We start from the raw sequence: 24,813 nt of genomic DNA on the forward strand, positions 1-24,813 counted from the left end.
TTTCTTTTGTACATCAGAGCATTTTTCTTTGAAACGTTGTACTATTAATCGATACTATTTGATCAATGTGTTTTTAATATGAATGTTAATGAAATTTTATCAGCATCAAGAATCGATGAGTTGAAGAAAGTTGGCTCCTACCTTGAAGTCAAAATTCTTATTGAGGAAAAAATCGATAACAAGCTTGGTGTTAATGGTTGGAAGCCTCTTTTTTATAAAATTAAAGCTGTTAAGGAAAGCGTTGGTTTAAATAAAAATAAATTGATTTCAGAGTGCGATGGTGATTATTTAAATAAATCTAAAAAAAAGGTTTCTGATATTTTGGGTTTTAAAGTAGTTGCGAAAAATTTTAATGAATTGAAAAAAAAGATAGATATGATTATTGTTTTTTTTGGCTCGAGCACGTTTGATCCCTATGAACACTACGAAAAGACTAAATTAGACAAATTCAAGAGTAGTTCAAGGCTTGAAGGTATTAAAATAGAGTTTTCAAATCAAGATCAAACAATAGAAGGTGTATTGGCGAAGTATAGAAGGTGATTTCATGGATAAGTACGATTCGGCTAATGATTGCTATTGTTATCAAGGGTCAACAATATTAAAAAATAAGCTTAATATAAAAGACATGGATGAGCTTGAAGAAGCAGAAAGAGAAATTACTGCAATAACTGCTGGAAGGATTTTTTTTAGACCACCGCCATATAATCTGGAGTATATGAAACATCTTCACCGGCAGTTGTTCTCGGAGCTGTATGATTGGGCTGGAGAAATTCGTAGTGTCGATGTATCTAAAGGCGGTACACGTTTTTGTAATTGTGGAAGAATAATCGCAGAGTCAAAGAAATTATTTATGAACCTGGAAAGAGAAAACTGGTTAAACGTAACTATTCAGCCCCCCTGTAATCGACTGGTATTTTCGTGATTATGTGCCACTCTGAAGTACAGTTTCCTGGTCGTATGCCGCTATGAGTCAGCTTACTCCCGAATTTCAGATGATTGTCGCCCTCCTTGCCGTTGTGAATGAACTGCAAGAGCAGGTGACCGTGCTGAGCCAGCAAGGGGCAAAGCTGGAGACGGAGAACAAAGAACTCTCAGCTAGACTCAATACCAACAGCCGCAACAGCAGCAAGCCTCCATCCTCGGATGGATATGCAAAACCCAACGCCAAAGCAAAGGACTCTTTAGAGGCGACGGAGAGCGACCCAAAAGACGAAAAACCCAACCCAAAAAGCTTACGAAAGAAGTCAGGTCGTAAGCCCGGCGGCCAGAAAGGTCACAAGGGTTCTACGCTTCGACAAGCTGCTAAAGCAGAGCATACCCACTACCACCCTGTCATTGACTGCGAAAAATGCCGTTGCTCACTGCGTTCGGAAAAAACGGTTAAGCTGGTTGAACGACAAGTGTTTGAACCCGGTCGTTTTGGTCACTTTGAAGTAACTGCTCATGTAGCAGAGGTCAAAAAGTGTAGCTGCGGTCATGTAACGCAGGCCAGCTTCCCCGAAGGCGTAGACTCTCATGTGCAGTATGGGCCTGTTACTCAGGCACTGGCCGTGTATCTTTGCCAGTATCAGCTGGTGCCTTACAAGCGCGCTTCCCAGTTCTTCATGGATATTTTCGGATTAGAGGTTAGCCCGGGTTCTATCTGCACCTTCCAGGAGAAGGCTTATAACCAGTTAGCCAGCACCGAACAGGCTATTGCCGATGCCCTCAAGGTAGAACCCATTGCCGGTGCTGACGAAACGGGCATGAGAGTAGCCGGGGCGCTATGGTGGATGCATGTCCTTCGTACTGAAAAATGGACGATGTATCACCTTGATCCCAGTCGAGGTCACTCCGCCATAGAGTCCATGGGCATCTTACTGGCCTTTGCTGGAATATTAGTTCATGACCACTATAAGGCTTACTTCCGTTATGCTGCACTTCATGCCCTCTGCAATGCCCATCACCTGAGAGAGTTACAGGGTGTTGTTGATAGGGACTGCAACCATCTTGCCGCACGTTTGCAACGGTTGCTGAGACTGGCCTGCCATCTCAGCAACGGTTTCAGAAAGATTGGCATGAAGGCTATGCCAGAAGTGATTTACCAGCGCATTGCCTCACTGTTCGAGCGGACAGCGAGAAGAGCGCTGGCTGAAGAAGCTGAGTATATGGAACGAGTACGACAACGGCTGGGTCGTGACAAAGTCAAAAATACCAAAGCCTTCAACCTTTTTAAGCGGTTGGTGGAGTTCAAGGACGAAACCTTGAGATTCATGACAGACCTCAACATCCCCTTCGACAATAATGGCAGTGAACGAGACATCAGAAATGGCAAGGTGAAGCAAAAAATATCAGGTTGTATCAGAAGCAAGAAAGGAGCGAAATGGTATTGCCGGATACGGAGTTATGTTTCATCGGCGAGAAAGCAGGGTCAGAACGTTTTCGAAGCCCTGCTTATAGCCATGAAGAATTACTGCGGTCATCCTTTGCTGGGTGCTGAATAGTTACGGTTAAACAGCCTGAAAAAAGAAGATTTCTGTAACAAGCTCGCTGAATACTACTGCGAGTTTAACATGATTCATCCTTTTCGTGAGGGTAACGGTAGAGTTCAGCGAATGCTGTTTGAGCACCTTTCTCTCGCTGTCGGTTATGACCTTGACTGGGGTGATATAGGGCAAAGTGAATGGATTCAGGCAAACATTGATGGCGTTGATGTAAATTACGAACCTATGTCTGAAATATTTAAGCGAATAGTCACCCTCTGCACCTGAGGGATATGAGTTCCTAGTTCCTATTAGAGTTGGCTGCTTGGGACATTCATCTTAAAAACGTGGTATTAAACTGTTGGCAACGCAATCTTTAAAACCTGTTTTATCCTCATAAAATGGTTGTATTTCTACCGAGAGTAGCTATAACAGTTACACCGGCTTTCATCTCAGGAATAGCGGCCATGAATGAAAAATCAATGACCCACCAGCAAAAAGTTCAATTTTTCAGCGATGCCCTGCACCATGTGTTAGCAAAGCACGATGCTTCTAAAGTAGCCGATTATTTTACAGACGATGCCGTCATAATGATTAATGAAAGACATCTGGAAGGCCGCCAACAGATTTGCGAACGATTGCAGTGGATAAAACAGCATACCCATGGCGTAGAAATCACTGTGCACCGAATTTTTTTCGACGGTGACCGGGGCTTCGATCACCACACCTCCAGAGTGACCTCCAATGACGGTACCAGCGGCCTGTTTAAAATATTTGGCTATATAGAAATGCGTAACAACAAAATCTCACGGTATGAAGATGTGACCGTTCAGATTGAAGGTGAAGAAGCGATGCATCTAGCGACATCTATCCAGCAACAATAAATCAGCCTCCCGTAAACAGAAGGCTGATAACGAAATAATCAGGCCGGAGTGACATGGGCGATCTTAATCGCACGTTTCAGTTTCCAATTCATCCGTTTCATAATGGCGCGTTTGATGCCCCCGGCATCCAGCCCACATTCAGCCAGTTGTTGTTTGTGACTGGCGGCTTCAATGTATTTATCAGGAATGCCCAGCTGCACCACAGGCACATGGATGCCCTGTTCATTCAGGTACTCGGAAACCGCTGAACCTGCGCCACCGGCAATACTGCCTTCTTCCAAAGTGACCAGCAGTTCATGATCTCTGGCCAGTTGTTGAATAAGGTCTTTGTCCAAGGGCTTAACAAAGCGCATATTGGCGACAGTGGCGTCCAGTTCATCAGCGGCTTCCAGAGCGTTGTGCAGCAAGGTGCCGAAAGAAAGAATGGCTACTTGCTGTCCCTGGCGACGAATTTCGCCTTGACCGATGGTTATGGATTCCAGGCTTTCGCTGATCGCTACACCAGGCCCCGTGCCCCTCGGGTAACGGACAGAAGCCGGCCCTGGGTACTGGTAACCTGTGGAAAGCATACGACGGGTTTCATCTTCATCAGAAGGTGTCATAACCAGCATTTCAGGCACACAGCGCAGGTAGGCAATATCGTAGCAGCCGCCATGGGTGGGTCCGTCTTCGCCAACCATGCCGGCCCGGTCGATGGCGAAAAGCACATTCAGCTTTTGCACCGCCACGTCATGAATCAGCTGGTCGTAGGCTCTTTGCAGGAAAGTGGAGTAGATCGCGACGACGGGTTTCATCCCCTCACAGGCCATACCGGCAGCCAGAGTGACTGCGTGCTGTTCGGCAATGGCGACATCGAAGTAACGATCCGGGTAGCGATCAGCAAAGCGAATCAGGTCCGAGCCTTCACACATGGCCGGGGTAATACCCACCAGTTTGTCGTCTTCTGCCGCCATATCGCACAACCATTGACCAAAGACATTGCAGTACTTGGGCTTTTTCGGAAGGCTGGGTTTTGCTTCACCGGCTTTGGGGCTGGGTTCCAGCTTGGTGATGGCGTGATAACCAATGGGGTCTTTTTCTGCAGGCGTGAAGCCCTTACCCTTGCGGGTCACAACGTGCAGGAATTGAGGGCCTTCCAGATCTTTAAGGTTTTCAAGTGTGTGCAGCAGCATGGGCAGGTCATGGCCGTCAATAGGACCAAAATAGTTAAAGCCCATTTCTTCGAACAGGGTGCCGGGAATAATCATTCCCTTCATGTGCTCTTCCGTTCTGCGTGCCAGTTCCGAGGCATGGGGAATAACGTTCAGAACTTTCTTGCTGCCTTCCCGAATATGGTGATAAGTCCTGCTGGATAAGACTTTGGTCAGATAATTTGACAAGCCGCCCACGCTTTTTGAAATGGACATGTCATTGTCGTTTAAAATAACCAGCATGTTGGCTTTGAGGTCTGCGGCATGGTTCATGGCTTCATAGGCCATTCCGGCGGTCATGGAACCATCGCCAATAATCGCAACCGTGCGTCGTTTTTCTCCTTTCAGTCGGGCGCTGGTAGCCATGCCCAGCGCAGCACTGATAGAGGTACTGGAGTGACCGACGCCAAAGGTATCAAACTCACTTTCTTCTCTTTTGGGAAAAGCGGCCAGACCGTCTTTCTGGCGAAGGGTGCCCATTCTGCCTTTGCGGCCCGTGAGTATTTTATGGGGATAGGTTTGATGGCCAACATCCCATACCAGACGGTCATGGGGGGTATCAAAGAGATAGTGCAGGGCGACGGTCAGTTCAACAACACCCAGCCCGGCACCAAAATGCCCACCCACCTGACCGACCGAATAGAGCAGAAACTCTCTGAGTTCCTGGGTCAGCTGTGGCAGGTCTGTTTTATCAAGTTGGCGCAGCTGGTCAGGGGTATCGACCTGATCTAAAAGGGGCGTATCAGGCTTTGTTTTGGGTATTTCGTGAAACATGTTTGCTTGCGATCCAGGCCTTTCAGCCATAAAAAGCGACTCTTGCAGGGGAACCGATCATAAAAGCCAGTCTTCTGGGTCGCTTTTCGAAAATTCGACGTAGTTCCTCATTCACCACAACGTGTATGGGACGGGAGAGGGAAACCTTGATGTTTCCGGCAGTTCGTCAGGTTTGAGGGTATCGAAGCCTGACGAAGAATGATAACGGCAAATGTCATCAGTCAACCATAGAATTGTACCTGAACAGGAGGTTTTTTCTATGGCAATGCTGAATATAAGTACACATGTACCAGGCTTAATGAGATCTCTGGATGACGTACTCTGCCATTTGCCTGAGGATAATGGCCTGATCACCGAAGCTTTCAAGGGAACGAATTGCCTGCTGACACAGTGAGCTGGCGAAGGCCCTGGCATCCTTCAGCCCCATAAGGGAGACGTAGGTGGGCTTGTGGAGAGCGAGGTCAGCCCCTTGTTGCTTACCCAGCAATTCGGTGTCGGCGGTGACGTCAAGAATGTCATCCTGAACCTGAAACGCCAGACCGATAGCGTTCGCATATTGAATAAGGTGAGTCAGGGGTTCCTTTTCGACCTTGCCACTTGCAAGCGCACCCATGACGACACTGGCACGAATCAGCGCCCCGGTTTTATGGCTGTGCATTAACTGAAGCTGTTCCTGGCTCAGTGGGCTGCCTACCGAGTTCAGGTCCATGGATTGACCACCGCACATACCCGAATGACCAGAAGCACAGGCCAGTTCCCTGACCAGTTGCAAACGAATCGGGTCAGGCAATTCGTGATGTTTGGAAGTCAGTACTTCAAACGCCAGAGTTTGCAAAGCATCACCCGCCAGAATGGCTGTGGCTTCATCAAAGGCTTTGTGGCAGGTGGGTTTGCCTCTTCGAAGATCATCGTCATCCATCGCTGGCAGGTCGTCATGCACCAGAGAGTAGGCATGGATCAGCTCGACCGCACAGGCAGCCGGGTCTGCTGGAGCCTGTTTGCCGCCAACGGCTTCAGAGGCGGCATACACCAGAACGGGTCGAATACGCTTGCCACCGTTAAAAACGGAGTAAGACATAGCCGTAACCAGTCTTTCACTGACTTGGCTGGTGTCGGGCAGGTGCCGTTTGAGCTGCTCATCAACGCGGTTTTGACAACCCCTGATGTATTCCGGCAGAGCCATCGATTATTCGCCTTCTGTCGGATCGAACGGACGAGTTTCCAGCTGGCCCTGATTTTCCAGAAGCTGCTGGACTCTTTGTTCTGCTTCAGTCAGGGCTTTTTGACAGTCGCGTGTCAGCCTGACCCCTTTTTCAAAGGCTTTCAGGGACTCTTCCAGTGACATATCACCGGACTCCATTTGCTGAACCAGTGCATCCAGTTCTGTGAGCGACTGCTCAAAGGCGAAGGCCTGCTTTTTTTCCGACATGTCCAGAAACCTTTTCCATTGACTTGGGGAGGGAATACTTAAAACGGGCCGAATCATACCACAAATCCGGGTGGGGGCAGACTTCGGTGAGAAGCGTCTTCAACAGAGAGTGAGGCCCGGCGGATGGCCGGGCTTATCAGGTGTTATTCAGTGGCTGGTCGGACTTTTACTTCCGATACCGGGCAAGGTTCAGTCTCGCTGGTATTCTGTTCCTGCCACACGTCCTTATCCATGGTCTTATCCAGAAATGGGAACTTCTTTCTGTCAAATACCGGGACAACGCCGTCGGCAATCTGCTCATCAAAATCCTTCAGAACCTGTACCACGATACCTGACAACAGCAAAATAGCGGCAATGTTAATCAGGGCCATGGTGCCCATGGACAGATCAGCAAAAGCCCAGACCACAGGCAGATTGCCAATAGAGCCCCAGTACACCATACCCAGCACAGCCAGACGATAAAGCATCAGCAGCGGCTTACTGTTTTTGATGAACAACAGATTGGACTCACCGTAGTAGTAGTTGGCAATGATGGAGGTGAAAGAAAACAGCAGGATGGCGATGGCAATCAGGTGCCCACCCCATGGACCTATCTCATGGGACAGGGCGGCCTGAGTCAGTGCAACACCGGTCAGGCCACTGTCCGGTTCCAGCATACCCGACATCAGGATAATGGCAGCGGTGGCTGTACACACGACGAGGGTATCCATAAACACCCCCAGCATTCCCATCATGCCCTGAGTCACCGGATGGGTGGAGTGAGCAGTGGCTGCCGCGTTAGGTGCGCTGCCCATACCTGCTTCGTTGGAGAACAGGCCGCGCTTGATGCCCTGCATCATAGCCTGGGAAACCATGTAGCCAACACCGCCGCCCATGGCGATTTCGAGACCGAAAGCACTTTTAACAATCAGAGCGAATACCGCTGGCAGTTCAGAGATATTCATGGCAACGATCACAAGAGCGACCGCCAGGTAGCCCATAGCCATGACTGGAACAATCATTTCAGCCACTTTGGCAATGGCACGAATACCGCCAAAGATAACGACGCCACTCACCAGTATCAGTCCGATACCGATGTATTCAGGAGCCATGCCATACCCTGTAAAAGCAGCGGCAATCGAGTTGGACTGAACACTGTTGAAAGCAAACCCGAAGGCAATAATCAAAGAGATGGAGAAAGCAATGCCCATCCAGCGTTGACCGAGTGCTTTCTGCATGTAATAAGCAGGGCCGCCGCGATAGGTGCCGTCACCGTTATTGGTTTTGTAAATCTGAGCGAGGATGTTTTCCGCAAGGCTGGTGGCCATGCCCAGCAGGGCAATCAACCACATCCAAAAGATAGCACCGGGTCCACCGAGATAGATGGCAACGGCAACACCGGCAATATTACCGGTACCAATCCGGGCGGCAAGACTGGTACAGAATGCCTGGAATGGAGAAATCTGTTGGCTGGAGTCGGTGTTGCGGCTGTCCATCATCGTTCTGGCAGCCAGGCCGAAGCGGCGGAATTGTACGAAGCGGGTACGAATGGTAAAGAGAATGCCGGCACCAAGGAGCAGGTAAATCAGAACGCTTCCCCAGAGAAGATTATTTGTTCCAGAAATAAACTCGTTCATCGCTCTTCCCTCCTTTTATTAATTTCTTGTTGGTTTTTATTCGCACAGGCTTTTAGTCATGGGGATGCAGTCCAGCTGGATTCCCCTGGGAGAGTGATAAATCGAAACTTGATCGCCTTTGAAAGCTCTCTGAGCGTCACTGCGTTGTGCTTTTCTTATGTCCATGCTGTCAGAGAGCTCCTGTTATTTTCCGGAAATGCGGCGCAGAATGTAACAGTTCTTGTCGTGTTCTGATAGTCGTCTTTCCACTCAACGCCATACTTGTCATCTGTCGTTAGTCATCCACAGTATTACATTTCTGTCTTATTTGAAGACTTATCAGGATAATTCAAACGATATACGTCGTTTATTCCTTTGTCGGCATCATGATAGTCAATCTTATTGCCTGTCTGGTAGTGCCCGGTTTTATCAACACTGCAGTACTTATGGCCACGAATCATAGCCTGAAGCAGGCAATACTCGGTGGAGTAATGGATACCGTAAACCGTGTGGGTCGCAAACGACTGACCATTGCGTACAGCCCAACCGACACCCAGCCAGGTGGCATCAGGACGATCTTTACGCAGAGCCTGTACGGTAGACAATGGCACCCGTTGTTTGCCGACGCCTGCATCAAACACCTTGCACTTACCCGTTGGGGTAAATTTGCCAAAAGCAATGTTATTTTCTGGCAGGGGTTTCGCACAGGCGCTGAGTTCGCTGGCAACGACCTCTTTTGGTGGCTTAGCAGAACAGAACTTGAAAAGACCTGCCAAGGCTTTTGAACTCATTACCCACTTTTTAGACTGGTCAGGGCTCTCGGGATCATTTTTGTACTCAGACAGTGGTTTAAACCTGGACCGGACTTCACTTTCTGTCGCATCCAGCCAGAAGTAGTTGCGGCTTCGTTTAATATCATTGCCACCACTCAGTTTTACTTCATAGACACAAAAATTCTTTTTGTTGTCCGCCGTCTGAATGGGTGCTTCCAGATCCAGTGCCGCTCTGCCGAAAAACCATTGTGTTTTACCAGGCTCTACTTCGCTGTCAATGACGATGCACAGGCTACCATCTGCCGGCAGAACCGACTGGGGCTGCCAGCATGGGTCTGCGTTTGCACCCAGGGAAAGCAGCAGGGCAAAAGGCAGGCTAGATTTGAGAATTTTCTTCATTGGACTCTACTCCTGTTTTCTGAATGCTATGGACCCAGTGAAGAATTGTAGTGAAATAATCAGGGTGAGCTGATGTTTCAAGACCAATAGTTGTCAGGGTTGAGACTCGTTGAATGCTGGGAAGTTCCCGGAAAAACCTGGCTGATGCCGGAATAGCAAAGGCCACCTGTCAGGTAGCCTTGGGTGTCAATGTGAGTCCCAATGCTTGGGTGAGGGCAATGATCGTCTTCAGGGTAGGATTACCCTGCTCACTGAAGCTTTTGTATAGCTGCTCTCTGGAAAGGCCAGTCTGCTCAGCAATGATGGTCATTCCCCTGGCCCTGGCCACTACTCCAAAGGCATGGGCTATGTAAGCAGCGTCGTTTGTTTTAAACGCCTCCGCCATATAATATTCAACCGCCTCGGCGGAGGTTAAATCGTCCGCCGGGTCATAATCGCAGAGCTTTACTTTTTTCATGACCGTTTCTCTGTCGCTGCTCTTGTACGCTGATCTTTCAGCGCGGGCCGGTTTCCCGGCCTTGTTTACTTAAATCCTTTTCAAAACCTCATCCAGCTTGGCATCCAACCTAATCTGTCCCTGTTTAATGTCAGAAACATCTTCTTTCAAGCCAGAGACATCCTGCTTAATGTTAACAACATCTTCTTTCAAGCCAGAGACATCCTGCTTAAGCGTTTTAATGTCGCCCTCCATACGATCCTGCCGCTGATTCAGAAACATCATACCGCTCAGAATCCCCTGAATCTGCTTGTGCTGCTCCAGCTGCACATTACCGATATGGATAAAATGCTCATCAATACGGCCCAGGGCCTGACCTACCACGTCGTCAATCTTGCGGCTCAGCCGCCGCTCCACCTGCTCAAACATTCGCGACATCTCCCGTCGGTAGCCCTCCACCAGGGAGCACACCTCGTTACTGGCGCTAATAGCCAGTTCCTGCTTTGTGCCTGCCTGCTCCAGGGCCTCAGTCAGTACCGGTAATTTGATCCGCATTGAGTATACACCTGCTTGTAAATCTGTTTCTCGTGAATGAGTTAGACAAGATAGAACAAACATAAGCCAAGCATCGGAAAAAAAGAGGTATCACGACTCTTTTTCACCTGAAGGCTAATCAGGATAGTCCAACCGATAAACAGCGTTTACTTCATCACCCGTATCATCAACATCAACCTCATTCCCTGTCTGATAGTGCCCGACTTTATTAACGCTACAGTACCGGTGCCCACGAATCATAGCCTGAAGCAGACAGTACTCCGTGGCGTCAGGCGTACCATAAACCGTATGCGTGGCAAATGGTTGACCATTGCGCACAGCCCAACCTGCCCCTACCCAACTGATATCCGGGAGATCTTTACGCATCGCCTGAACTGCAGGCAATGGCACCAGCTCTTTGCCTACACCAGCATCAAACACTTTGCACATACCTTTTGTGGTCAGTTTTCCAAAAGCAATACCATTGCCCTGCAAAGGTTTTGCGCATAGATGGATATCGCTTGAATCCACCACTTCGGGTTTTTCAGCAGAGCAGAATTTGAAAAGACCTGCCAGAGAGCCTGAGTTTAATACCCACTTATCAGACTGATCCGGACTGAGTGGATTATTCTTGTACTGGGGCAGTGCCTGAAACCTGGACTGGAGCTCACTTTTTGTTGCGTCCAGCCAGAAATAGTTGCTGCTGCGCTTGGTGTTATAACCAGTATCAGTCCTTACTTCATAAGCACAAAAGTGCTTTAATTTTCCAGCCTCCTGATTGGTTTTACTCAGATCCAATGCCGCTCTGCCAAAGTACCATGTTGGTTGACCAGGCTCCGCTTCATCATCAATGAGAATGCACAGGTTGCCATCAGCTGGCGGAGTTGATTGTTGCTGCCAGCAGGGTTCGGCTTTTACACCCAGAGAAAATAGCAGGGTTAAAGGAAGGCTGAATTTGAGAAATCTTTTCATTACATGGTCTCCTGGGCGTCGGTGAAGAATTGCAGTGCATTCATCAGCCTGAGCAGATGTTTGAATGTGCGTAAGTGTCAGAGTCAAGACCCCTGTAGCCCAGCGTAAGTTCCCGAAAAAGGATAGGTTATTTAAAAATGTGACACTTGGAAAAATTGCCGATCTTGTTAACGGTTTGTTGTTTCAAGTCAATTTACAAAATCCTTAAGTTGTTAAACTCTCTCCTGAACTTTGAATACACGATGGAAACTGAGGCCTCAACCCGCTTAAGAGCGTCAAGAGGCCGGAGAGATGGGATGACCAGCTTTATCACAGCACTTCTGGCACTGGTAGCCGGATATTTTATTTATGGACGGCTGGTTGACCGTCTTTTTGGCGTTGAACCTGACCGTAAAACGCCGGCATTAACCAAGACAGACGGTGTCGATTTTGTGCCCTTGCCCTGGTACAAAATATTCCTGATCCAGTTTTTGAACATCGCCGGTCTTGGTCCTATTTTTGGCGCGATTATGGGGGCTCTCTATGGCCCTTCTGCTTTTCTCTGGATTGTTTTTGGCTGCATTTTTGCCGGTGCGGTTCACGACTATCTTTCTGGTATGCTGTCGGTCCGTCATGGCGGTCAGTCCATTCCGGAAATTGTTGGCACTTACCTGGGTGAAGGCTTCCGGCAATTTATGCGCGGGTTTTCTGTCATTCTGCTGGTACTGGTCGGCGTCGTCTTTATGATGGGGCCAGCAGGCTTACTGGCAAACCTGGGTGGCGAAGGTATTCTTGCAAAAAGCGGCTTTTGGCTGGCAGTGATTCTGGCCTATTACTTTATCGCGACCATCCTGCCGGTGGATAAGCTGATCTCCAAAATCTATCCGCTCTTTGGTGCCGCTTTGCTGATTATGGCTGTGGGGGTTGGCGGTATGCTGATTGTCAACGGGCTGCCTATTCCTGAAATCGGCACCGAAACGGTTCATCCGGCTGGTTTGCCTGCGTGGCCAATGCTGTTTGTGACCATTGCCTGCGGTGCAATCAGTGGCTTCCACGCAACCCAGTCACCTATGATGGCCCGCTGTTTGCCCACAGAAACTTATGGTCGTCGTGTATTCTACGGGGCGATGATTGCAGAAGGTGTTGTTGCCCTGATTTGGGCTGCTGCGGCAATGGCTTTCTTCCCCAATGGCATCGAGGGGCTGAATAACGTTCTGGCTCAGGGCGGTGCAGGCCTGGTGGTGAAAGAAATCTCCGTAGGCCTGATGGGGACATTCGGTGGGCTGCTGGCTATTTTGGGTGTGATTGCCTGTCCGATTACCTCCGGTGATACCGCATTCCGAAGTGTAAGACTGATTATCGCCGACACCCTGAATATGGAACAAACTTCAACCCAAAGTCGTTTAATGCTGGCTATTCCGGTGTTTGTCATTGGCTTTGTGCTGACTTTTATTGATTTCAATATCATCTGGCGCTACTTCGCATTCTCTAACCAGCTGTTGGCCACCATTGTGCTGTGGGCCGCTTCTATGTATCTGGTTAAGAATGGCAAATTCCACTGGCTGACCACTGCACCTGCCATTTTTATGACCGCTGTGTGTGCCACTTATATTGTTATGGCCCCGGAAGGTCTGGGTCTGTCTACCGCCGTCGCTTATCCTGCCGGTATTGCGGTGGCTGTTTGCAGTTTTGTGCTCTTTAGCGTTCGCTCTCGACGTTTGATGGGTACCGCTGTGGCTGATGCCTGATCTGGCGTAGTCAAGCGCAGATGTGCATATTGTTTGCATCGAGCTTGTCGAAAAAGGGTAACGCCGTCGTTCGACAAGTTCAGTGTGAACGGTATGCCACCATTGTCTGGTCTTAAAGGGCAGTGATCAGGTAGGGAGTGTCACAAAGTCTTGAGCCTACCTGCATAATACAAAGGCCAGATTATATTCTGCCGCTCTTGCTCAACCCCTCCCACAGAGCCAATCAATTTGACCGTACGAGCCGGTTGGTATCGTTCTACATAAGATTTCAGACTTTTTGCCCGTGTGCGCTTACCGGATTTCACTTCGACCGGGAGGATCTCGCCATCATCCGTTTTAAAAAGAAACTCAATCTGAGCCTGTCTGAAGTCCCAGGAGTAGGTAGGATAACAACCGCTGGCTCTTAACTCGTTCTGGACAAAATTCTCAGCCAGATAGCCTTTGTGCTCATAGCTTTGCTGACGATGCTCCTGATAACTGATGTCCAGCATATGTCCCAGCAGCCCGATATCGAACAGGAACAGTTTGAAAAAATTTTCTTTGCGATAGGCAGACAGGGGAGATTTAGGTTCACAGTCAATTGGATAGCAGCGTGACATCAGTTTGCTTTTCTCGAGCCATTCGATAGGGCTGATTAAATCCAGATAGCTGCGTTTACGCTCGATCACACCGCTGAAGCGGTAACGTTTAACCGACGCATCGATGTTTTTGGAGAGCTGCAAGGGCACATTACGAAAAACCCTTTCTATGTGCTGTGCATTAACCTTTCCGCCATACTTGCCAAAGTCATGAAGATAGCCAGATAACAGGCGTTGGTGGATGGCTCGTATCTGGCTGCAACGTTCATTAATGCCATTGAGCTTTCCGCCATCAGCAAACCAGGTGTTTACTGCTTCAGGCATGCCGCCGACAAAGTAGTAATCCAGCAACAAGTCCCATAGTTTATTGTGAGCGGCCTGGATCTGAAGTCCTCGTCTGAAGGCTTCCAGGATTTTCATGTTTCCCGATGCCATGACAAACTCTTCAAAAGACATAGGGAACAGCTCCAGCGCTTCTACCTTGCCAACCGGGAACGAGTTCAGCAGGCCGATATTAGAGCCAGAGGCACACAGGTAGAGATCCGGGCGCTGCTCAGCAAAGAACTTCAACGAACTTAACGCCGCAGGGCACTCGCCAATTTCATCAAAAAACAGAAGATCACTACGGGCGTTAATGTCGACACTCAGTTCCAGCTCGATATTCAGAAGGATGTCCTGTGGGTTCAGACTGGCTTTAAACAGTCCGGCTAAATGGGGGTTAGCCAGAAAGTCCAGCTTGAGCACCCGGTTGAAGTGCTCTTTACCAAAACTTTCCTCTATCAGGTAAGACTTGCCTACCTGACGGGCACCATTCAACAGCAGAGGTTTGCGCTTTGGCTGCGTTTTCCAGTCCAGTAGCTGGGTATTGAGTAATCTATCCATGGTCACCAAAAGCTGTGGTTTGGATTCTATTGTAGAATAATAATCACTTTTTCGTACTTTATGGTATTAAAAAGTATTGTTTTTCGTACTTTTTAATAGATAAAAGGTTGTTCCCGACCTCCCTGCCCACTGAGCCTTGTATTTCAACAGTCGGAAAGATATAAGTCCGACTGATGAAGCTATTCTGTGTGGACAGTAAACAGGGTACTGCGGAAGAATTTGCTGCCAACCTTGCCATGGCCTCAAGAAACCTTCAGAAAGAAGTGCTGAGACTGCTTGATTTGCTTGCTCAGCACCAGACTACTGCTGCCGCATAAAACGACAGACGATTATGGATGCAGCCTCAGGGAGACACTATGCGTTATTTTCTGGCAATACTTCTACCTCCGATCGCCGTACTTTTATGTGGCAAGCCGGGTCAGATGATCCTTAACATTATTCTCACCCTGCTGGGATGGATTCCCGGAATCATTCATGCGCTGTTTGTTGTCAACAGTCATCTGGCAGACAAGCGTAATCAGAAAGTGATTGAGGCCATTAAAGGTCAGGAAGATTAGGCATGTGCTTGTGGTGGCTTGATCAAAGACTCCGCTGGAATACCCAAGCCTTCATGCAGCCTCCAGATCATTTTCAACGTAAGAGAGCGTTTACGATTGAGAATCTCATAGACTCGATTGCTCTTGCCAATCATGGGTTCGAGATCTTTGACTGTTAGTCCTTTACGCTCCATCTCGAACTTGATGGCTTCGACAGGGTCGGGCAAGTCTAAAGGGAAGTGCTTTGATTCATAAGCTTCGATAAGCGTCACCATAACATCCAGTTTTTCGCCTTCAGGAGTATCAGCGCCAGCCTTCATGAGGCCTTCTACTTCTCTTAATGCTGCTCGGTAGTCGGCATCGGTTTTAATCGGTTTGATGTCCATAGTTTTCTTCCCGCTATTAGATGGTGTGTACATCGATTTTGTCGTATTGTCTATGGGTGCCAATGAATCGGATGTATACAACGCGATAGGCATAGTTGATCCAAACGACCAGTCGATATTTGTTTCCCGCAATATTAAAAACTACGCGCCCGTCTTTGAGTATGCTTGCATTTCTGAAGTCCTGCTTTACATCGGCAGGTGTACTCCAGTCTGCCGCTAGCGCATGTCGATACCAGACGAGCGCGGGCTCTTTAGCATCCTGGTGTTCTGAGTGTTTTTCCCAGAAAGCTTTCAGTGTTGATAAAGCAATGATTCTCATAATGCCAATAATAGTCCCGAAATGGGACTTATTCAAATATAGTAGAATGGAGAATCAACATAGTAGATGAGATTGCGTGGCGAAGTTAGGTGCAGGCGAAAACACATCTTGATAATAAAAATAGAAAGTCCCGATGGCTATGACTGCAACCCCTTCTTCGAAGGCGTCGTTTTGAGCGTCTCCAAGAGCTACCAGATTTGCAACTATAAGGTTTTTTTCTGGCGATACTTCTACCCCCGATCGCCGTCGTTAAGTCCGACAGGCTGCTAGCAAAAACACCAGAGTGTCCTAGAATACTTACTGTTGTTATACGGCAGTAGGTTCGATTATGTTGATGCAAAAGACAAGCCAAAGCTTTCTGCCCGCGCTATTGGTGGCTGTGTTCTTACTCTCTTCCCCGAATGCTTCCTCCGATGGTTTCGGGCACATAGAATTCTTACAGAAAATCGGGGCTGATAAAGATCAAGATGTTTACATAGTTACGCCAGTGCAGGATCCATCGGATGCATGCGTTGATTGGGTCTCACCGGCCTCTGTGCTGACGGTTCCGGGAAACGGACGAACTATGAGTATTCATTACGTTGATACGGGTATCTGTGACAGGTCTTGGGCTTCCGTGCTGTTCAAGGTAAAAGGCAAAGATCATTCTGAAAGATCAGCCCAACTTTTGTGGTTTAAAGATTTGCATCAGAATGCCTATGCAGTGATAGGCGAAGATGCAGATCCAGACGGATTGTTATGGATTGACAATAGCGATAGCAGCAAGATTAAAGTCTGGGTCAGTTATGATCCTGGTGCAGCTGAGCTCTGATATCCGTACACCCCTGGTTCTCACGCTCCAGATTATCAATGGCACCCAAACTCCGCTCAGGCTCATGGCCTTGACGCTATTTCTTCAAGCCAATAAAAGAGCCCTGCAGGTCGATGACCTACAGGGCTCTGTGTTGGTGGAGGCGGCGGGAATTGAACCCGCGTCCGCCGATTCTCAGCCTTCGGCTCTACATGCTTAGATCCGCCTTTAGGTTTAACTCAATAACGACCCAGCGGTCGGGGTTCTACTGAGCGATCCTGTTAAGTTTTAGCTGGCCAGCTACAGGCACGCCGGGCCTCGCGAGTCTACTTACGATGACAGTCCAAAAACCGGCCAGCAGACGAGCCGGAAAGACTGGGAGACTCGTAGGGTTTAGCTACGATCAGGCTGCAAATGCAACACCTTGTTCGAAGGTGTCGTTTTGAGCGTCTCCAAGAGCTACCAGGTTGGCAACTATAAGGTTTGTAGTGTTTTGATTAACGAGAACCACTACGTCCTCGGCATGCACCTAAGGTTTCAATACCGTCGTCGAATCCAGATCGCCCCCGGATCAAAACTTTATGGAACCCTTTAGTTATAGGTTATCTACAGAATTAAGCCAATTTTTTATTAATTCACATTTTTACGTGCAATAAAGTGTAGATTCATCACACTTTATTGCGCATAAAAGTGTTATAAAGGTCGATTTTTACAGACGTTCAATAACCGACGCTGTTTTTACCTCATAAGCCAGTCTGGTGACAGGTTGTTTGATGACCACACAAGAAAAACTACCCAACACACTGACCACAGCCAGTTTGCTGTCGTCTAAAGTGCCCGAACAGCCTGACAGGTCACTCAGTATCTGTCTGCTGTGTTATCGCAGCCATCCCTTCGTGGGCGGTCAGGGTATTTACCTCAAGTACCTGAGCAAGGCGCTGGTAGAAGCAGGCCATAAGGTGGACGTTATTTCTGGCCCTCCCTATCCGGATCTTGATCCCCGGGTCGGCCTGATTGAAATCCCCAGTCTGGATCTGTTCAGTCTTGACAGCCATGTCACCGCCCTGAGGCCCAGGCACCTGAAATCCTGGTCTGACTTTTTTGAATGGTGGGCCATGCTGACCGGAGGGTTTGCAGAGCCCTACACATTTACCCGTCGGGTCGTGAAATATCTGCGCAAAAACGGTCATGACTACGACATTATTCACGACAACCAGAGTCTGGGCTATGGTCTTCTGGAGCTGCAAAAGCAGGGCATTCCTGTTGTTGCCACTGTCCACCATCCCATAACCCGTGACCGACAACTGGCCCTGGATGCTGCGCCCGACTGGCAGCACCGTCTGTTGATCCGCCGCTGGTATTCCTTTCTGAACATGCAGGGCAAAGTGGTTCGTGGACTGAAGCACATCGTCACCGTTTCAGAGCAATCCCGGGGCGATATCGCTGAAGCCTTTGAGCGTCCGTCTGACGACATCAGTCTTATTTATAACGGGATTGATACCGAAACCTTCAGCCCTCAGCCCGATATTGAGCGTAAACCATTCAGAATTATGACCACGGCTTCGGCGGATCAGCCTTTAAAAGGTTTAAAATACCTTCTGGAAGCCATGGCGTTGTTAAAACCCGACTATCCTGAGCTGGAACTTCTGGTAGTTGGCAAACTGAATAAAGAGGGTCAGACAGCAAGGCAGTTGCAACAACTGGACCTTGGCTCAGCGGTCAGGTTTGTGTCCGGCATTTCCACTGAACAAATGGTGGCGTACTATTCTGAAGCCGCTATTGCTGTATCCCCTTCGCTTTATGAAGGTTTTGGGCTGCCCGCTGGCGAAGCCATGTCCTGCGGCTGTGCGGTGATTTCTTCAGACGGTGGCGCCCTGCCCGAAGTGGTGGGCGATGCTGGCCTGATTGTCAAAACGGGTAACAGCAAAGCTCTGGCACAAGCCTTGCGGACGCTGTTAGAAAACCCTGAAAAACGGGTTGAATACGGTCAGCTGGGCCGACAGAGAATTCTGGAAACTTTCTGCTGGAAAGTAGCCGCCAGACAGTTCAGCCACTATTACCAGAACCTGCTGGATAGCAAACAACAACCCGAAGAATTAAAAGCCACAGTGGCTGCCGATGCTGACCTTGACCAGCAAACCGCTGTCAGCAGCTGATGCCAGGGGATAAGTGAGACAAGATGCAAACCATAGATTTTAATCGTCTGAAGTTGCGCAGTGGCGATAAAGTGTTGGACGTGGGTTGCGGTGAGGGCCGTCATGCCATTGCTGCCTGGCTGGAGGCCAGGGTGGATGTGACCGGGATTGACCTGTGCGAAAAAGATTTGCAAACAGCCCGTGGCAGGCAGCAGGAATCGATTCCATTTCTGCAGGAGTCAGACGACGGTCGCAGTATTCGCTTTATTCAGGGCAACGCTCTGGAGCTGCCTTTTGAAGACAACGCGTTCGACAAAATAATCTGTTCCGAAGTGCTGGAGCACATTCCTGATTACCAGGGAGTGCTGGCTGAGATCAAACGGGTACTGAAGCCCGATGGTTTGCTGGCAGTCAGTGTTCCACGAGCCTGGCCGGAAGACATCTGCTGGCGACTGAGCAAGGCTTACCATGAGGTTGAAGGCGGCCATATTCGCATCTTTAATGCCACGCACCTTCGCCATGATATTGAATCGCTGGGCTGGCGTCGTTATTCACGGCACTGGGCTCACGCTCTGCACGTTCCTTACTGGTGGCTGAAGTGCTGGAAGTGGGAGCAGCCTTCCAAGCTGGTGGATTATTACCACAAGCTGCTGGTATGGGATCTTATGAAAAAGCCGAAGGTGACTCGTATTACCGAAAAGCTGCTTGACCCGGTTATGGGCAAAAGTGTGGTGATGTATTTCGAATGGGAGCCGGGCAGAGGCAAAGCCGACGATACGGACAAGGAGGTTTGTTATGGATAGCCTGCTGCTGACCAAAGGCCTGTTTCCAATAGATTTTCTGAACAAGACAGCGGAGCACATCCTGTCCATACAGCTGGACGATGGCAGCATTCCCTGGTTTACCGGTGGCAAGCTGGACCCCTGGGATCATACCGAAGCCGCCATGGGGCTGAGTATCATTGGTCATTATCCAGAAGCAGAAAGGGCTTATGACTGGCTGCGAAAAGAACAGCTGGAAGACGGCAGCTGGTACGCCAACTATCAGGATGGCAAGCCTCTGTACAGTGACAAACGAGAAACTAACTTTGTCGCCTATGTGGCGACCGGTGTCTGGCATCACTACCTGATTACTGAAAATACCGGGTTTCTGGCACTGAACTGGCCAATGGTCGAAAGTGCTATCCAGTTTGTACTACGACAACAGTCGCCTACGGGTGAAATCTACTGGGCCGTTACAGAAGAGGGCCAGCCAGAAAAAGATGCACTGATTACCGGCTGCTCTTCGATTCTGAAAAGCCTGGAATGCGCCATTCTGATCGCACAGGCCCTGAACAAAAAGGTTGAGACATGGCACCATGCCTGGCAACGGCTGGCGCAGGCCCTGAAGTATCATCCTGAGAACTTTGACCGCACCTGGGAAAGCAAAGAGCGTTTTTCCATGGACTGGTTTTACCCCATTCTGGCCGGTGTCTTCCGTGGTCAGGAAGCCCGTGACCGAATCCAGATATCCTGGGACAAGTTTGTGCGCAAGGATATCGGCTGTGTCTGCGTCAGCGATCAACCCTGGGTCACCATTGCCGAATCCTGCGAGCTGACCATGGCACTGCTGGCCGCGGGTGAACACCAGAAAGCCACCCAGCTTTACAGCTGGCTGCACAACTGGCGCGACAGCGATGGTGGCTATTGGACCGGCTATCAATACGCTGAAGACGTGATCTGGCCCCAGGAGAAAACCACCTGGACAGCCGCTGCTATTTTGCTGGCAGCCGATGCTTTGACCGAGCACACCGCGGCTTCTCGTCTGTTTTTGGAGTCGAGCCTTGAAATAAAACCGGAAGTGGAATTGCCAGAAACCGAAGAGGCTCTGGCAGCAGTGAACCATTAACGACGGCGGAACAGTCCCAAGGTGTTGACCATCGGCAGCTCTTCAAACAATCCCGAGGCTTTCGCCTGTTTCCAGATATTGTAAGGCGCCTGTCCACCGTCTTCGGGATTGGGAAAGATGTCGTGTATGGCCAGAATACCACCGGGCCTGATAAAGCTGACCCAGCTGCGAAAATCCGTCTGGGCCGCCTCTTCACTGTGGCCACCGTCAATAAACACCATGCCCAGAGGCGTGGCCCAGTGACGGGACGCTACCGCAGAAGGAGCAACAATTGGGACAACCGTATCCTCCAGCCTGGCTTCACGCAGAGTGGTTCGGAACGCTTTGAAACTGTCCATCTGTTGAATGCTGGCATCGTAGAGGTCACTGTCGTGGTACTCTTCTCCCAGCTGGTGCTCCTCTGAACCCCGGTGGTGATCCACGGCGTAGAGCACACTGTTATTTTGCTGGCAGGCAGCGCCCAGGTAGACCGTGGACTTGCCACAGTAGCTGCCAATTTCCAGACAGGGACCCAGCTGGCTGGCTGCCAGTGCGAACTGGTAAAGGGCTTCACCTTCATCCGGTGCCAGAAAGCCTTTCACTGAGTCGATATTGAGGGGCAGTTGTACAGGCATAGCTTTTTTTAAAGAAATCGTTCGTTTTTTCATTTTATACGTCGGAAGTAGTTCAGTCAGACGACTGGCCTCAGCGGCATAATAACAAATCAGGCTTGAGCAGTGCGTAAAAATCATAAACCTTTCTGGATCAAGAAGCTCTCGGATCGCTGGCAGCAGTTTTATATCCAGCACTTTTTCAGCAAACATTTTGAACATCTGGGTGAACACCCTATGGTCGTTCACCCTTCCACGGTCAATGTTCATGGTGCCGGTATTGCCATCGGTCGTTTTGTCCACCTGCTCAGTATCCGTCATAACCCGGTCAGTCTTTCGACCTGGAGCGGCCGGGGCATCCAGGGTGAAATTAACATAGGTGATTATTGCCTGATCTCCCCGGGAACAACGATCTCCTCAGCCGCCAGCATTAGCATAGGCGACAACTGTATGCTTGCCGCCGACTGCTACCTGTCCGACAGTGACTGGCACGGTCTCTATAACCGACTGCGACCCTTCCGGTGCAGCAAAGCCATTGTTCTGAAAGATAATGTCTGGCTGGGGCATGGCGCCAAAGTCGGCAAAGGCGTCACCATCGGTGAGAACAGTGTAGTCGCAGCAGGTGCAGTGGTTGTAAAAGATGTTCCCGCCAATTCGGTGGTGGGTGGCAATCCGGCTAAAGTCATCAAAAAGCTGAACCCCCGTCGGCGGATGCTGAAAAGAGAATTTATGTTTCGCGACAGTGATCATTATCTTCAGATGCAGCAAGAACTGGATCGCTACGTTTCAGGGGGAAATACCCTGATAGGCTGGGTTCGTCACAAGCTGTTTCCCAGAAAGGGTGATTAACTGAGGCGCCTGGAAGCAGACAGGCAAAACAGGAATCCGGCCCCCAAAACGGTGAAAAGCCCTGTAAAGACAGGGCATTTTAAGATTGCGCACTTGGTAGTTTTTCATGATCCATCAAACAGTAATTGCACTGTTTTCATAGATAGTGCCTGTCCGAAAACCCTCAACCACGTGAAAACATAGGCTTATAGCCCAATATAGGGAACGAAGATTTTCCACAACGAGCCTTTTCCGCTTATGCGCCAAACCATCAACCCACAAATGCAGCTTGGCGAGGTTGACATCTCTGCCATTACATTCAACCTCAGGTCAAGGGACGATATTCCTCGAATGAAAGCATACCTCATAATGAGAAGGTTTTTTCTTTATTCGAACGTCATACTGAATGGATCAGCAAAGGTAAGGCTGGCACCCCTATGGAGCTTGGCCTCAGAGTCTGCGTATTACAGGATCAGTTTGGCTTTACCCTGCACCATCTGGTCATAAAGCAGGCAGTCCAGACAAGTAAAAAAGCGGCCTGAAAAGAGAAACTGGCTTGTTGGCAACCAGGTTCACCTTTGGGTGAGGATGCCCTGTGCCCAAAAATCGGGAAGTTGTTCATAAAATGAACAGAAATTAACCAAAAAGTAGCACCCTCAAATAAGTAGGCTAAATTTTAATCAAAAAATTTTGGCTGCTGCCTGCTGCATCGGATTATTTGTGGGTTTTCGGGCAGGCACCTAGTGGTAAGTTTTAACTCTATCAATGACTATCCGCACTGATGCAAGGATAGCCAATCTTCGCCCTGAGGGCAGGCGGCTGGTAGAACGCATAACAAAGGTTTCCCACATCGCAAAGACAGGACTATGCTTCAGGCAATCCAACAGGGTTCTGGAAAGTAGTTTTTAGGTAAATCAGGTACTGGCGCTGTCTGGCCGTTGTGCGACAATTGTTCGCTAATATTTTTTGTCGCTACATTACAGGTGTCTCGGGAGGTCTTATGGTTTCTGAAATTTTCAATCCAGAACATTGGCAGGAAGTGGATGGCTTTGAATTTGAAGACATCACCTATCACCGGGCCAGGCATCAGGGAACCGTGAGAATTGCTTTTAACCGACCCGAGTGTCGAAATGCTTTTCGACCCAAAACAGTGGATGAGCTGTTCCGGGCACTGGAACATGCAAGAACCTCCAGCGATGTGGGTGTTGTGATTCTGACGGGCAATGGCCCATCGCCGAAAGATGGTGGTTGGGCTTTCTGTTCCGGGGGCGACCAGCGTATTCGTGGCAAAGACGGCTACAAGTATGAGGGCTTGCCCCAGGATGAGATCGATCCGGCCCGTTTGGGGCGTTTGCATATTCTTGAAGTTCAGCGACTGATCCGGTTTATGCCCAAGGTAGTGATGGCGGTGGTGCCTGGCTGGGCCGCAGGCGGTGGTCATAGCCTGCATGTTGTTTGCGACCTGACACTGGCGTCGGCAGAACACGCGGTTTTCAAACAGACCGATCTGGATGTGGCCAGCTTTGATTCGGGTTATGGTTCAGCTTATCTGGCCAAGATGGTCGGGCAAAAAAGGGCCCGTGAAATCTTTTTCCTGGGGCTGGATTACTCTGCCCAGGAAGCCTTTGAAATGGGCATGGTCAACAAAGTAGTCCCCCACGCAATGTTGGAAGAAGTGGCACTGGAATGGGCCGGTATTATCGGTGAGAAATCCCCCACAGCGGTTCGTATGATGAAATTTGGCTTGAACATGACCGATGATGGTATGGTGGGCCAGCAGCTGTTTGCCGGCGAAGCGACTCGACTGGCTTACGGTACGGAAGAAGCCAAAGAAGGGCGTGATGCCTTTCTGGAAAAGAGACCTAAGGATTTTTCTCGCTTCCCTTATCACTATTAGGAAAACAAGAAAGCAACGCTCAAAGGTGGTGAATTTGTCTGTAAATAATGTAGTGCTTGAGCAAACGGGTCCGGTTCTGATCGTAACCATAAACCGACCGGAAAAAAAGAATGCCCTGACCCGTGCTATGTACACCGATATGGCCAGGGCCCTTGCCGATGCTGACAACAATGATGCTGTTCGTGTTGTCCTGATTCAGGGGTGCGTAGAGGCCTTTACAGCAGGGAATGACCTGGGAGATTTCCTGAGTGAAGACCTGGGGCTGGACTCCCCGGTAATGACGTTCCTTCGTCAACTGGTCGCCTTTGAAAAGCCCCTGGTGGCCGCGGTCAGCGGTGTCGCTGTCGGCATCGGTGTCACTATGCTGTTGCACAGTGACCTGGTTTACATTGCTAAAAACGCCCAGTTGAGATTACCGTTTGTGAATCTGGCCCTGGTGCCAGAGGCAGCCTCCAGCCTTCTGTTGCCCCAGGTGATGGGTCATCAGCGTGCTTCAGAACTGTTGATGCTGGGTGATTTTTTTGATGCAGAAACGGCCCGGGATTACGGAATTGCTAATGAAACTGTGGATACCGATCATATCTTTGAACATGCTCTGGCCAAGGCGGAATCCTTGGCCGCCAAGCCGTTAGAATCACTAAAGTACACTAAGCAGTTGCTTAAGCAGTCCTATCGCAGTGATGTGGAAAAAAGACTGCACGACGAGGCCATTCTTTTTGCTGAACGACTTCAGTCGGATGAAGCCCGTGACATTATGGCTACCTTTATGGGGAAAGCCTGATAGTCAGTGACGGATCATAACCATCAGGC

At 49.3% G+C, this 24,813-nt stretch carries 27 protein-coding genes, 1 other RNA gene and 2 pseudogenes; 17 read left to right on the forward strand and 13 right to left on the reverse strand.

All coding sequences use genetic code 11. From position 1 onward, the window contains the following. The first annotated feature begins 78 nt into the window (after positions 1-78). The 5 genes from K7B67_RS00705 to K7B67_RS00725 all read left to right on the forward strand — a co-directional run bounded on the left by K7B67_RS00705 (position 79) and on the right by K7B67_RS00725 (position 3,346). Positions 79-540, forward strand: a complete 462-nt coding sequence (locus K7B67_RS00705) for a YhfG family protein (RefSeq protein WP_252178451.1) — start codon at positions 79-81, stop codon at positions 538-540. A 4-nt stretch (positions 541-544) separates the two neighbouring features. After that, the gene (locus tag K7B67_RS00710; RefSeq protein WP_252178452.1) at positions 545-922 is read left to right on the forward strand and encodes a Fic family protein; all 378 of its coding nucleotides are present in this window, start codon (positions 545-547) and stop codon (positions 920-922) included. Positions 923-965: 43 nt separating this feature from the next. Beyond that, positions 966-2,483, forward strand: coding sequence for an IS66 family transposase (locus K7B67_RS00715; RefSeq protein ID WP_252177798.1), 1,518 nt, complete (start codon positions 966-968; stop codon positions 2,481-2,483). A 15-nt stretch (positions 2,484-2,498) separates the two neighbouring features. Then, positions 2,499-2,750, forward strand: coding sequence for a Fic family protein (locus K7B67_RS23815; RefSeq protein WP_256484896.1), 252 nt, complete (start codon positions 2,499-2,501; stop codon positions 2,748-2,750). Between the two features lie 179 nt (positions 2,751-2,929). Beyond that, positions 2,930-3,346 (forward strand): nuclear transport factor 2 family protein, encoded by a 417-nt coding sequence (locus K7B67_RS00725; RefSeq protein WP_252178454.1) that lies wholly within the window; start codon positions 2,930-2,932, stop codon positions 3,344-3,346. A 38-nt stretch (positions 3,347-3,384) separates the two neighbouring features. Here K7B67_RS00725 and dxs read toward each other — a convergent pair whose 3' ends face one another. The 8 genes from dxs to K7B67_RS00765 form a co-directional block, all read right to left on the reverse strand. Further along, complete coding sequence (gene dxs / locus K7B67_RS00730) at positions 3,385-5,310, reverse strand: 1-deoxy-D-xylulose-5-phosphate synthase (RefSeq protein WP_252178455.1); 1,926 nt, start codon at positions 5,308-5,310, stop codon at positions 3,385-3,387. Positions 5,311-5,605: 295 nt separating this feature from the next. Continuing rightward, positions 5,606-6,493 (reverse strand): (2E,6E)-farnesyl diphosphate synthase, encoded by an 888-nt coding sequence (gene ispA / locus K7B67_RS00735; protein WP_252178456.1) that lies wholly within the window; start codon positions 6,491-6,493, stop codon positions 5,606-5,608. Positions 6,494-6,496: 3 nt separating this feature from the next. Further along, positions 6,497-6,739 (reverse strand): exodeoxyribonuclease VII small subunit, encoded by a 243-nt coding sequence (locus K7B67_RS00740; RefSeq protein ID WP_252178457.1) that lies wholly within the window; start codon positions 6,737-6,739, stop codon positions 6,497-6,499. Positions 6,740-6,882: 143 nt separating this feature from the next. Then, positions 6,883-8,355 (reverse strand): sodium:alanine symporter family protein, encoded by a 1,473-nt coding sequence (locus tag K7B67_RS00745; RefSeq protein WP_252178458.1) that lies wholly within the window; start codon positions 8,353-8,355, stop codon positions 6,883-6,885. A 290-nt stretch (positions 8,356-8,645) separates the two neighbouring features. After that, on the reverse strand, positions 8,646-9,506 hold the full coding sequence (locus K7B67_RS00750) for a hypothetical protein (protein WP_252178459.1): 861 nt from the start codon (positions 9,504-9,506) through the stop codon (positions 8,646-8,648). A gap of 169 nt (positions 9,507-9,675) precedes the next feature. Next, positions 9,676-9,963 carry an addiction module antidote protein gene (locus K7B67_RS00755; RefSeq protein WP_252178460.1) on the reverse strand — a complete coding sequence of 96 codons (288 nt, stop codon included), beginning with the start codon at positions 9,961-9,963 and terminating at the stop codon, positions 9,676-9,678. 69 nt (positions 9,964-10,032) lie between these two features. Next, positions 10,033-10,497 carry a hypothetical protein gene (locus K7B67_RS00760; RefSeq protein ID WP_252178461.1) on the reverse strand — a complete coding sequence of 155 codons (465 nt, stop codon included), beginning with the start codon at positions 10,495-10,497 and terminating at the stop codon, positions 10,033-10,035. 114 nt (positions 10,498-10,611) lie between these two features. Continuing rightward, positions 10,612-11,448 carry a hypothetical protein gene (locus K7B67_RS00765; RefSeq protein ID WP_252178462.1) on the reverse strand — a complete coding sequence of 279 codons (837 nt, stop codon included), beginning with the start codon at positions 11,446-11,448 and terminating at the stop codon, positions 10,612-10,614. Positions 11,449-11,744: 296 nt separating this feature from the next. On the opposite strand from K7B67_RS00765, the gene K7B67_RS00770 reads away from it, so the two are divergent. Next, complete coding sequence (locus tag K7B67_RS00770; RefSeq protein WP_252178463.1) at positions 11,745-13,175, forward strand: carbon starvation protein A; 1,431 nt, start codon at positions 11,745-11,747, stop codon at positions 13,173-13,175. Between the two features lie 140 nt (positions 13,176-13,315). Here K7B67_RS00770 and K7B67_RS00775 read toward each other — a convergent pair whose 3' ends face one another. Next, positions 13,316-14,635: an ATP-binding protein gene (locus K7B67_RS00775; RefSeq protein ID WP_252178464.1), complete on the reverse strand. Its 1,320-nt coding sequence runs from the start codon at positions 14,633-14,635 to the stop codon at positions 13,316-13,318. A gap of 173 nt (positions 14,636-14,808) precedes the next feature. On the opposite strand from K7B67_RS00775, the gene K7B67_RS00780 reads away from it, so the two are divergent. Both K7B67_RS00780 and K7B67_RS00785 read left to right on the forward strand, forming a co-directional pair. Next, positions 14,809-14,952 (forward strand): hypothetical protein, encoded by a 144-nt coding sequence (locus K7B67_RS00780; protein WP_252178465.1) that lies wholly within the window; start codon positions 14,809-14,811, stop codon positions 14,950-14,952. Positions 14,953-14,970: 18 nt separating this feature from the next. Further along, positions 14,971-15,126 (forward strand): annotated as a pseudogene (locus tag K7B67_RS00785) (YqaE/Pmp3 family membrane protein); the annotation flags it as partial. A gap of 62 nt (positions 15,127-15,188) precedes the next feature. Here the strand turns inward: K7B67_RS00785 and K7B67_RS00790 are convergent. Both K7B67_RS00790 and K7B67_RS00795 read right to left on the reverse strand, forming a co-directional pair. Continuing rightward, positions 15,189-15,557 (reverse strand): transcriptional regulator, encoded by a 369-nt coding sequence (locus tag K7B67_RS00790; RefSeq protein ID WP_252178467.1) that lies wholly within the window; start codon positions 15,555-15,557, stop codon positions 15,189-15,191. Between the two features lie 16 nt (positions 15,558-15,573). Continuing rightward, positions 15,574-15,876, reverse strand: a complete 303-nt coding sequence (locus tag K7B67_RS00795) for a type II toxin-antitoxin system HigB family toxin (RefSeq protein ID WP_252180644.1) — start codon at positions 15,874-15,876, stop codon at positions 15,574-15,576. Between the two features lie 108 nt (positions 15,877-15,984). Between K7B67_RS00795 and K7B67_RS00800 the strand changes: the two genes are divergently transcribed. Beyond that, positions 15,985-16,146, forward strand: coding sequence for a hypothetical protein (locus K7B67_RS00800; RefSeq protein WP_252178468.1), 162 nt, complete (start codon positions 15,985-15,987; stop codon positions 16,144-16,146). A gap of 58 nt (positions 16,147-16,204) precedes the next feature. After that, positions 16,205-16,687: a hypothetical protein gene (locus K7B67_RS00805; protein ID WP_252178469.1), complete on the forward strand. Its 483-nt coding sequence runs from the start codon at positions 16,205-16,207 to the stop codon at positions 16,685-16,687. A gap of 134 nt (positions 16,688-16,821) precedes the next feature. Here the strand turns inward: K7B67_RS00805 and ssrA are convergent. Continuing rightward, positions 16,822-17,234: a transfer-messenger RNA gene (gene ssrA, locus K7B67_RS00810) on the reverse strand. Between the two features lie 205 nt (positions 17,235-17,439). On the opposite strand from ssrA, the gene K7B67_RS00815 reads away from it, so the two are divergent. Genes K7B67_RS00815 through K7B67_RS00825 form a run of 3 tightly spaced genes read left to right on the forward strand, consistent with a single transcriptional unit; the run spans position 17,440 to position 20,688 of the window. After that, entirely contained in the window at positions 17,440-18,822 is a 1,383-nt protein-coding gene (locus K7B67_RS00815; RefSeq protein WP_252178470.1) for a glycosyltransferase family 4 protein, read from the forward strand. 23 nt (positions 18,823-18,845) lie between these two features. Further along, positions 18,846-19,604: a class I SAM-dependent methyltransferase gene (locus K7B67_RS00820; RefSeq protein ID WP_252178471.1), complete on the forward strand. Its 759-nt coding sequence runs from the start codon at positions 18,846-18,848 to the stop codon at positions 19,602-19,604. Then, positions 19,597-20,688, forward strand: coding sequence for a prenyltransferase/squalene oxidase repeat-containing protein (locus K7B67_RS00825; protein WP_252178472.1), 1,092 nt, complete (start codon positions 19,597-19,599; stop codon positions 20,686-20,688). The genes K7B67_RS00820 and K7B67_RS00825 overlap by 8 nt, the downstream gene beginning before the upstream one ends. Here K7B67_RS00825 and K7B67_RS00830 read toward each other — a convergent pair. Further along, on the reverse strand, positions 20,685-21,302 hold the full coding sequence (locus K7B67_RS00830; protein WP_252178473.1) for a class I SAM-dependent methyltransferase: 618 nt from the start codon (positions 21,300-21,302) through the stop codon (positions 20,685-20,687). The two genes, K7B67_RS00825 and K7B67_RS00830, sit on opposite strands and share 4 nt — an antisense overlap. Before the next feature lie 102 nt (positions 21,303-21,404). Between K7B67_RS00830 and K7B67_RS00835 the strand changes: the two genes are divergently transcribed. The 4 genes and pseudogenes from K7B67_RS00835 (at position 21,405) to K7B67_RS00850 (ending at position 24,784) form a co-directional block, all read left to right on the forward strand. Next, positions 21,405-22,127 (forward strand): acyltransferase, encoded by a 723-nt coding sequence (locus K7B67_RS00835; RefSeq protein ID WP_252178474.1) that lies wholly within the window; start codon positions 21,405-21,407, stop codon positions 22,125-22,127. Between the two features lie 329 nt (positions 22,128-22,456). Beyond that, a pseudogene (locus K7B67_RS00840) lies at positions 22,457-22,618 on the forward strand (ISNCY family transposase); the annotation flags it as partial. 488 nt (positions 22,619-23,106) lie between these two features. Continuing rightward, positions 23,107-24,003, forward strand: a complete 897-nt coding sequence (locus K7B67_RS00845; RefSeq protein WP_252178475.1) for a 1,4-dihydroxy-2-naphthoyl-CoA synthase — start codon at positions 23,107-23,109, stop codon at positions 24,001-24,003. Positions 24,004-24,037: 34 nt separating this feature from the next. Continuing rightward, complete coding sequence (locus tag K7B67_RS00850; protein WP_252178476.1) at positions 24,038-24,784, forward strand: enoyl-CoA hydratase; 747 nt, start codon at positions 24,038-24,040, stop codon at positions 24,782-24,784. The last annotated feature ends 29 nt before the right edge of the window (positions 24,785-24,813 follow it).

It is taken from the genome of Endozoicomonas sp. 4G (genome assembly GCF_023822025.1).
Classification (GTDB): Bacteria; Pseudomonadota; Gammaproteobacteria; order Pseudomonadales; family Endozoicomonadaceae; genus Endozoicomonas_A.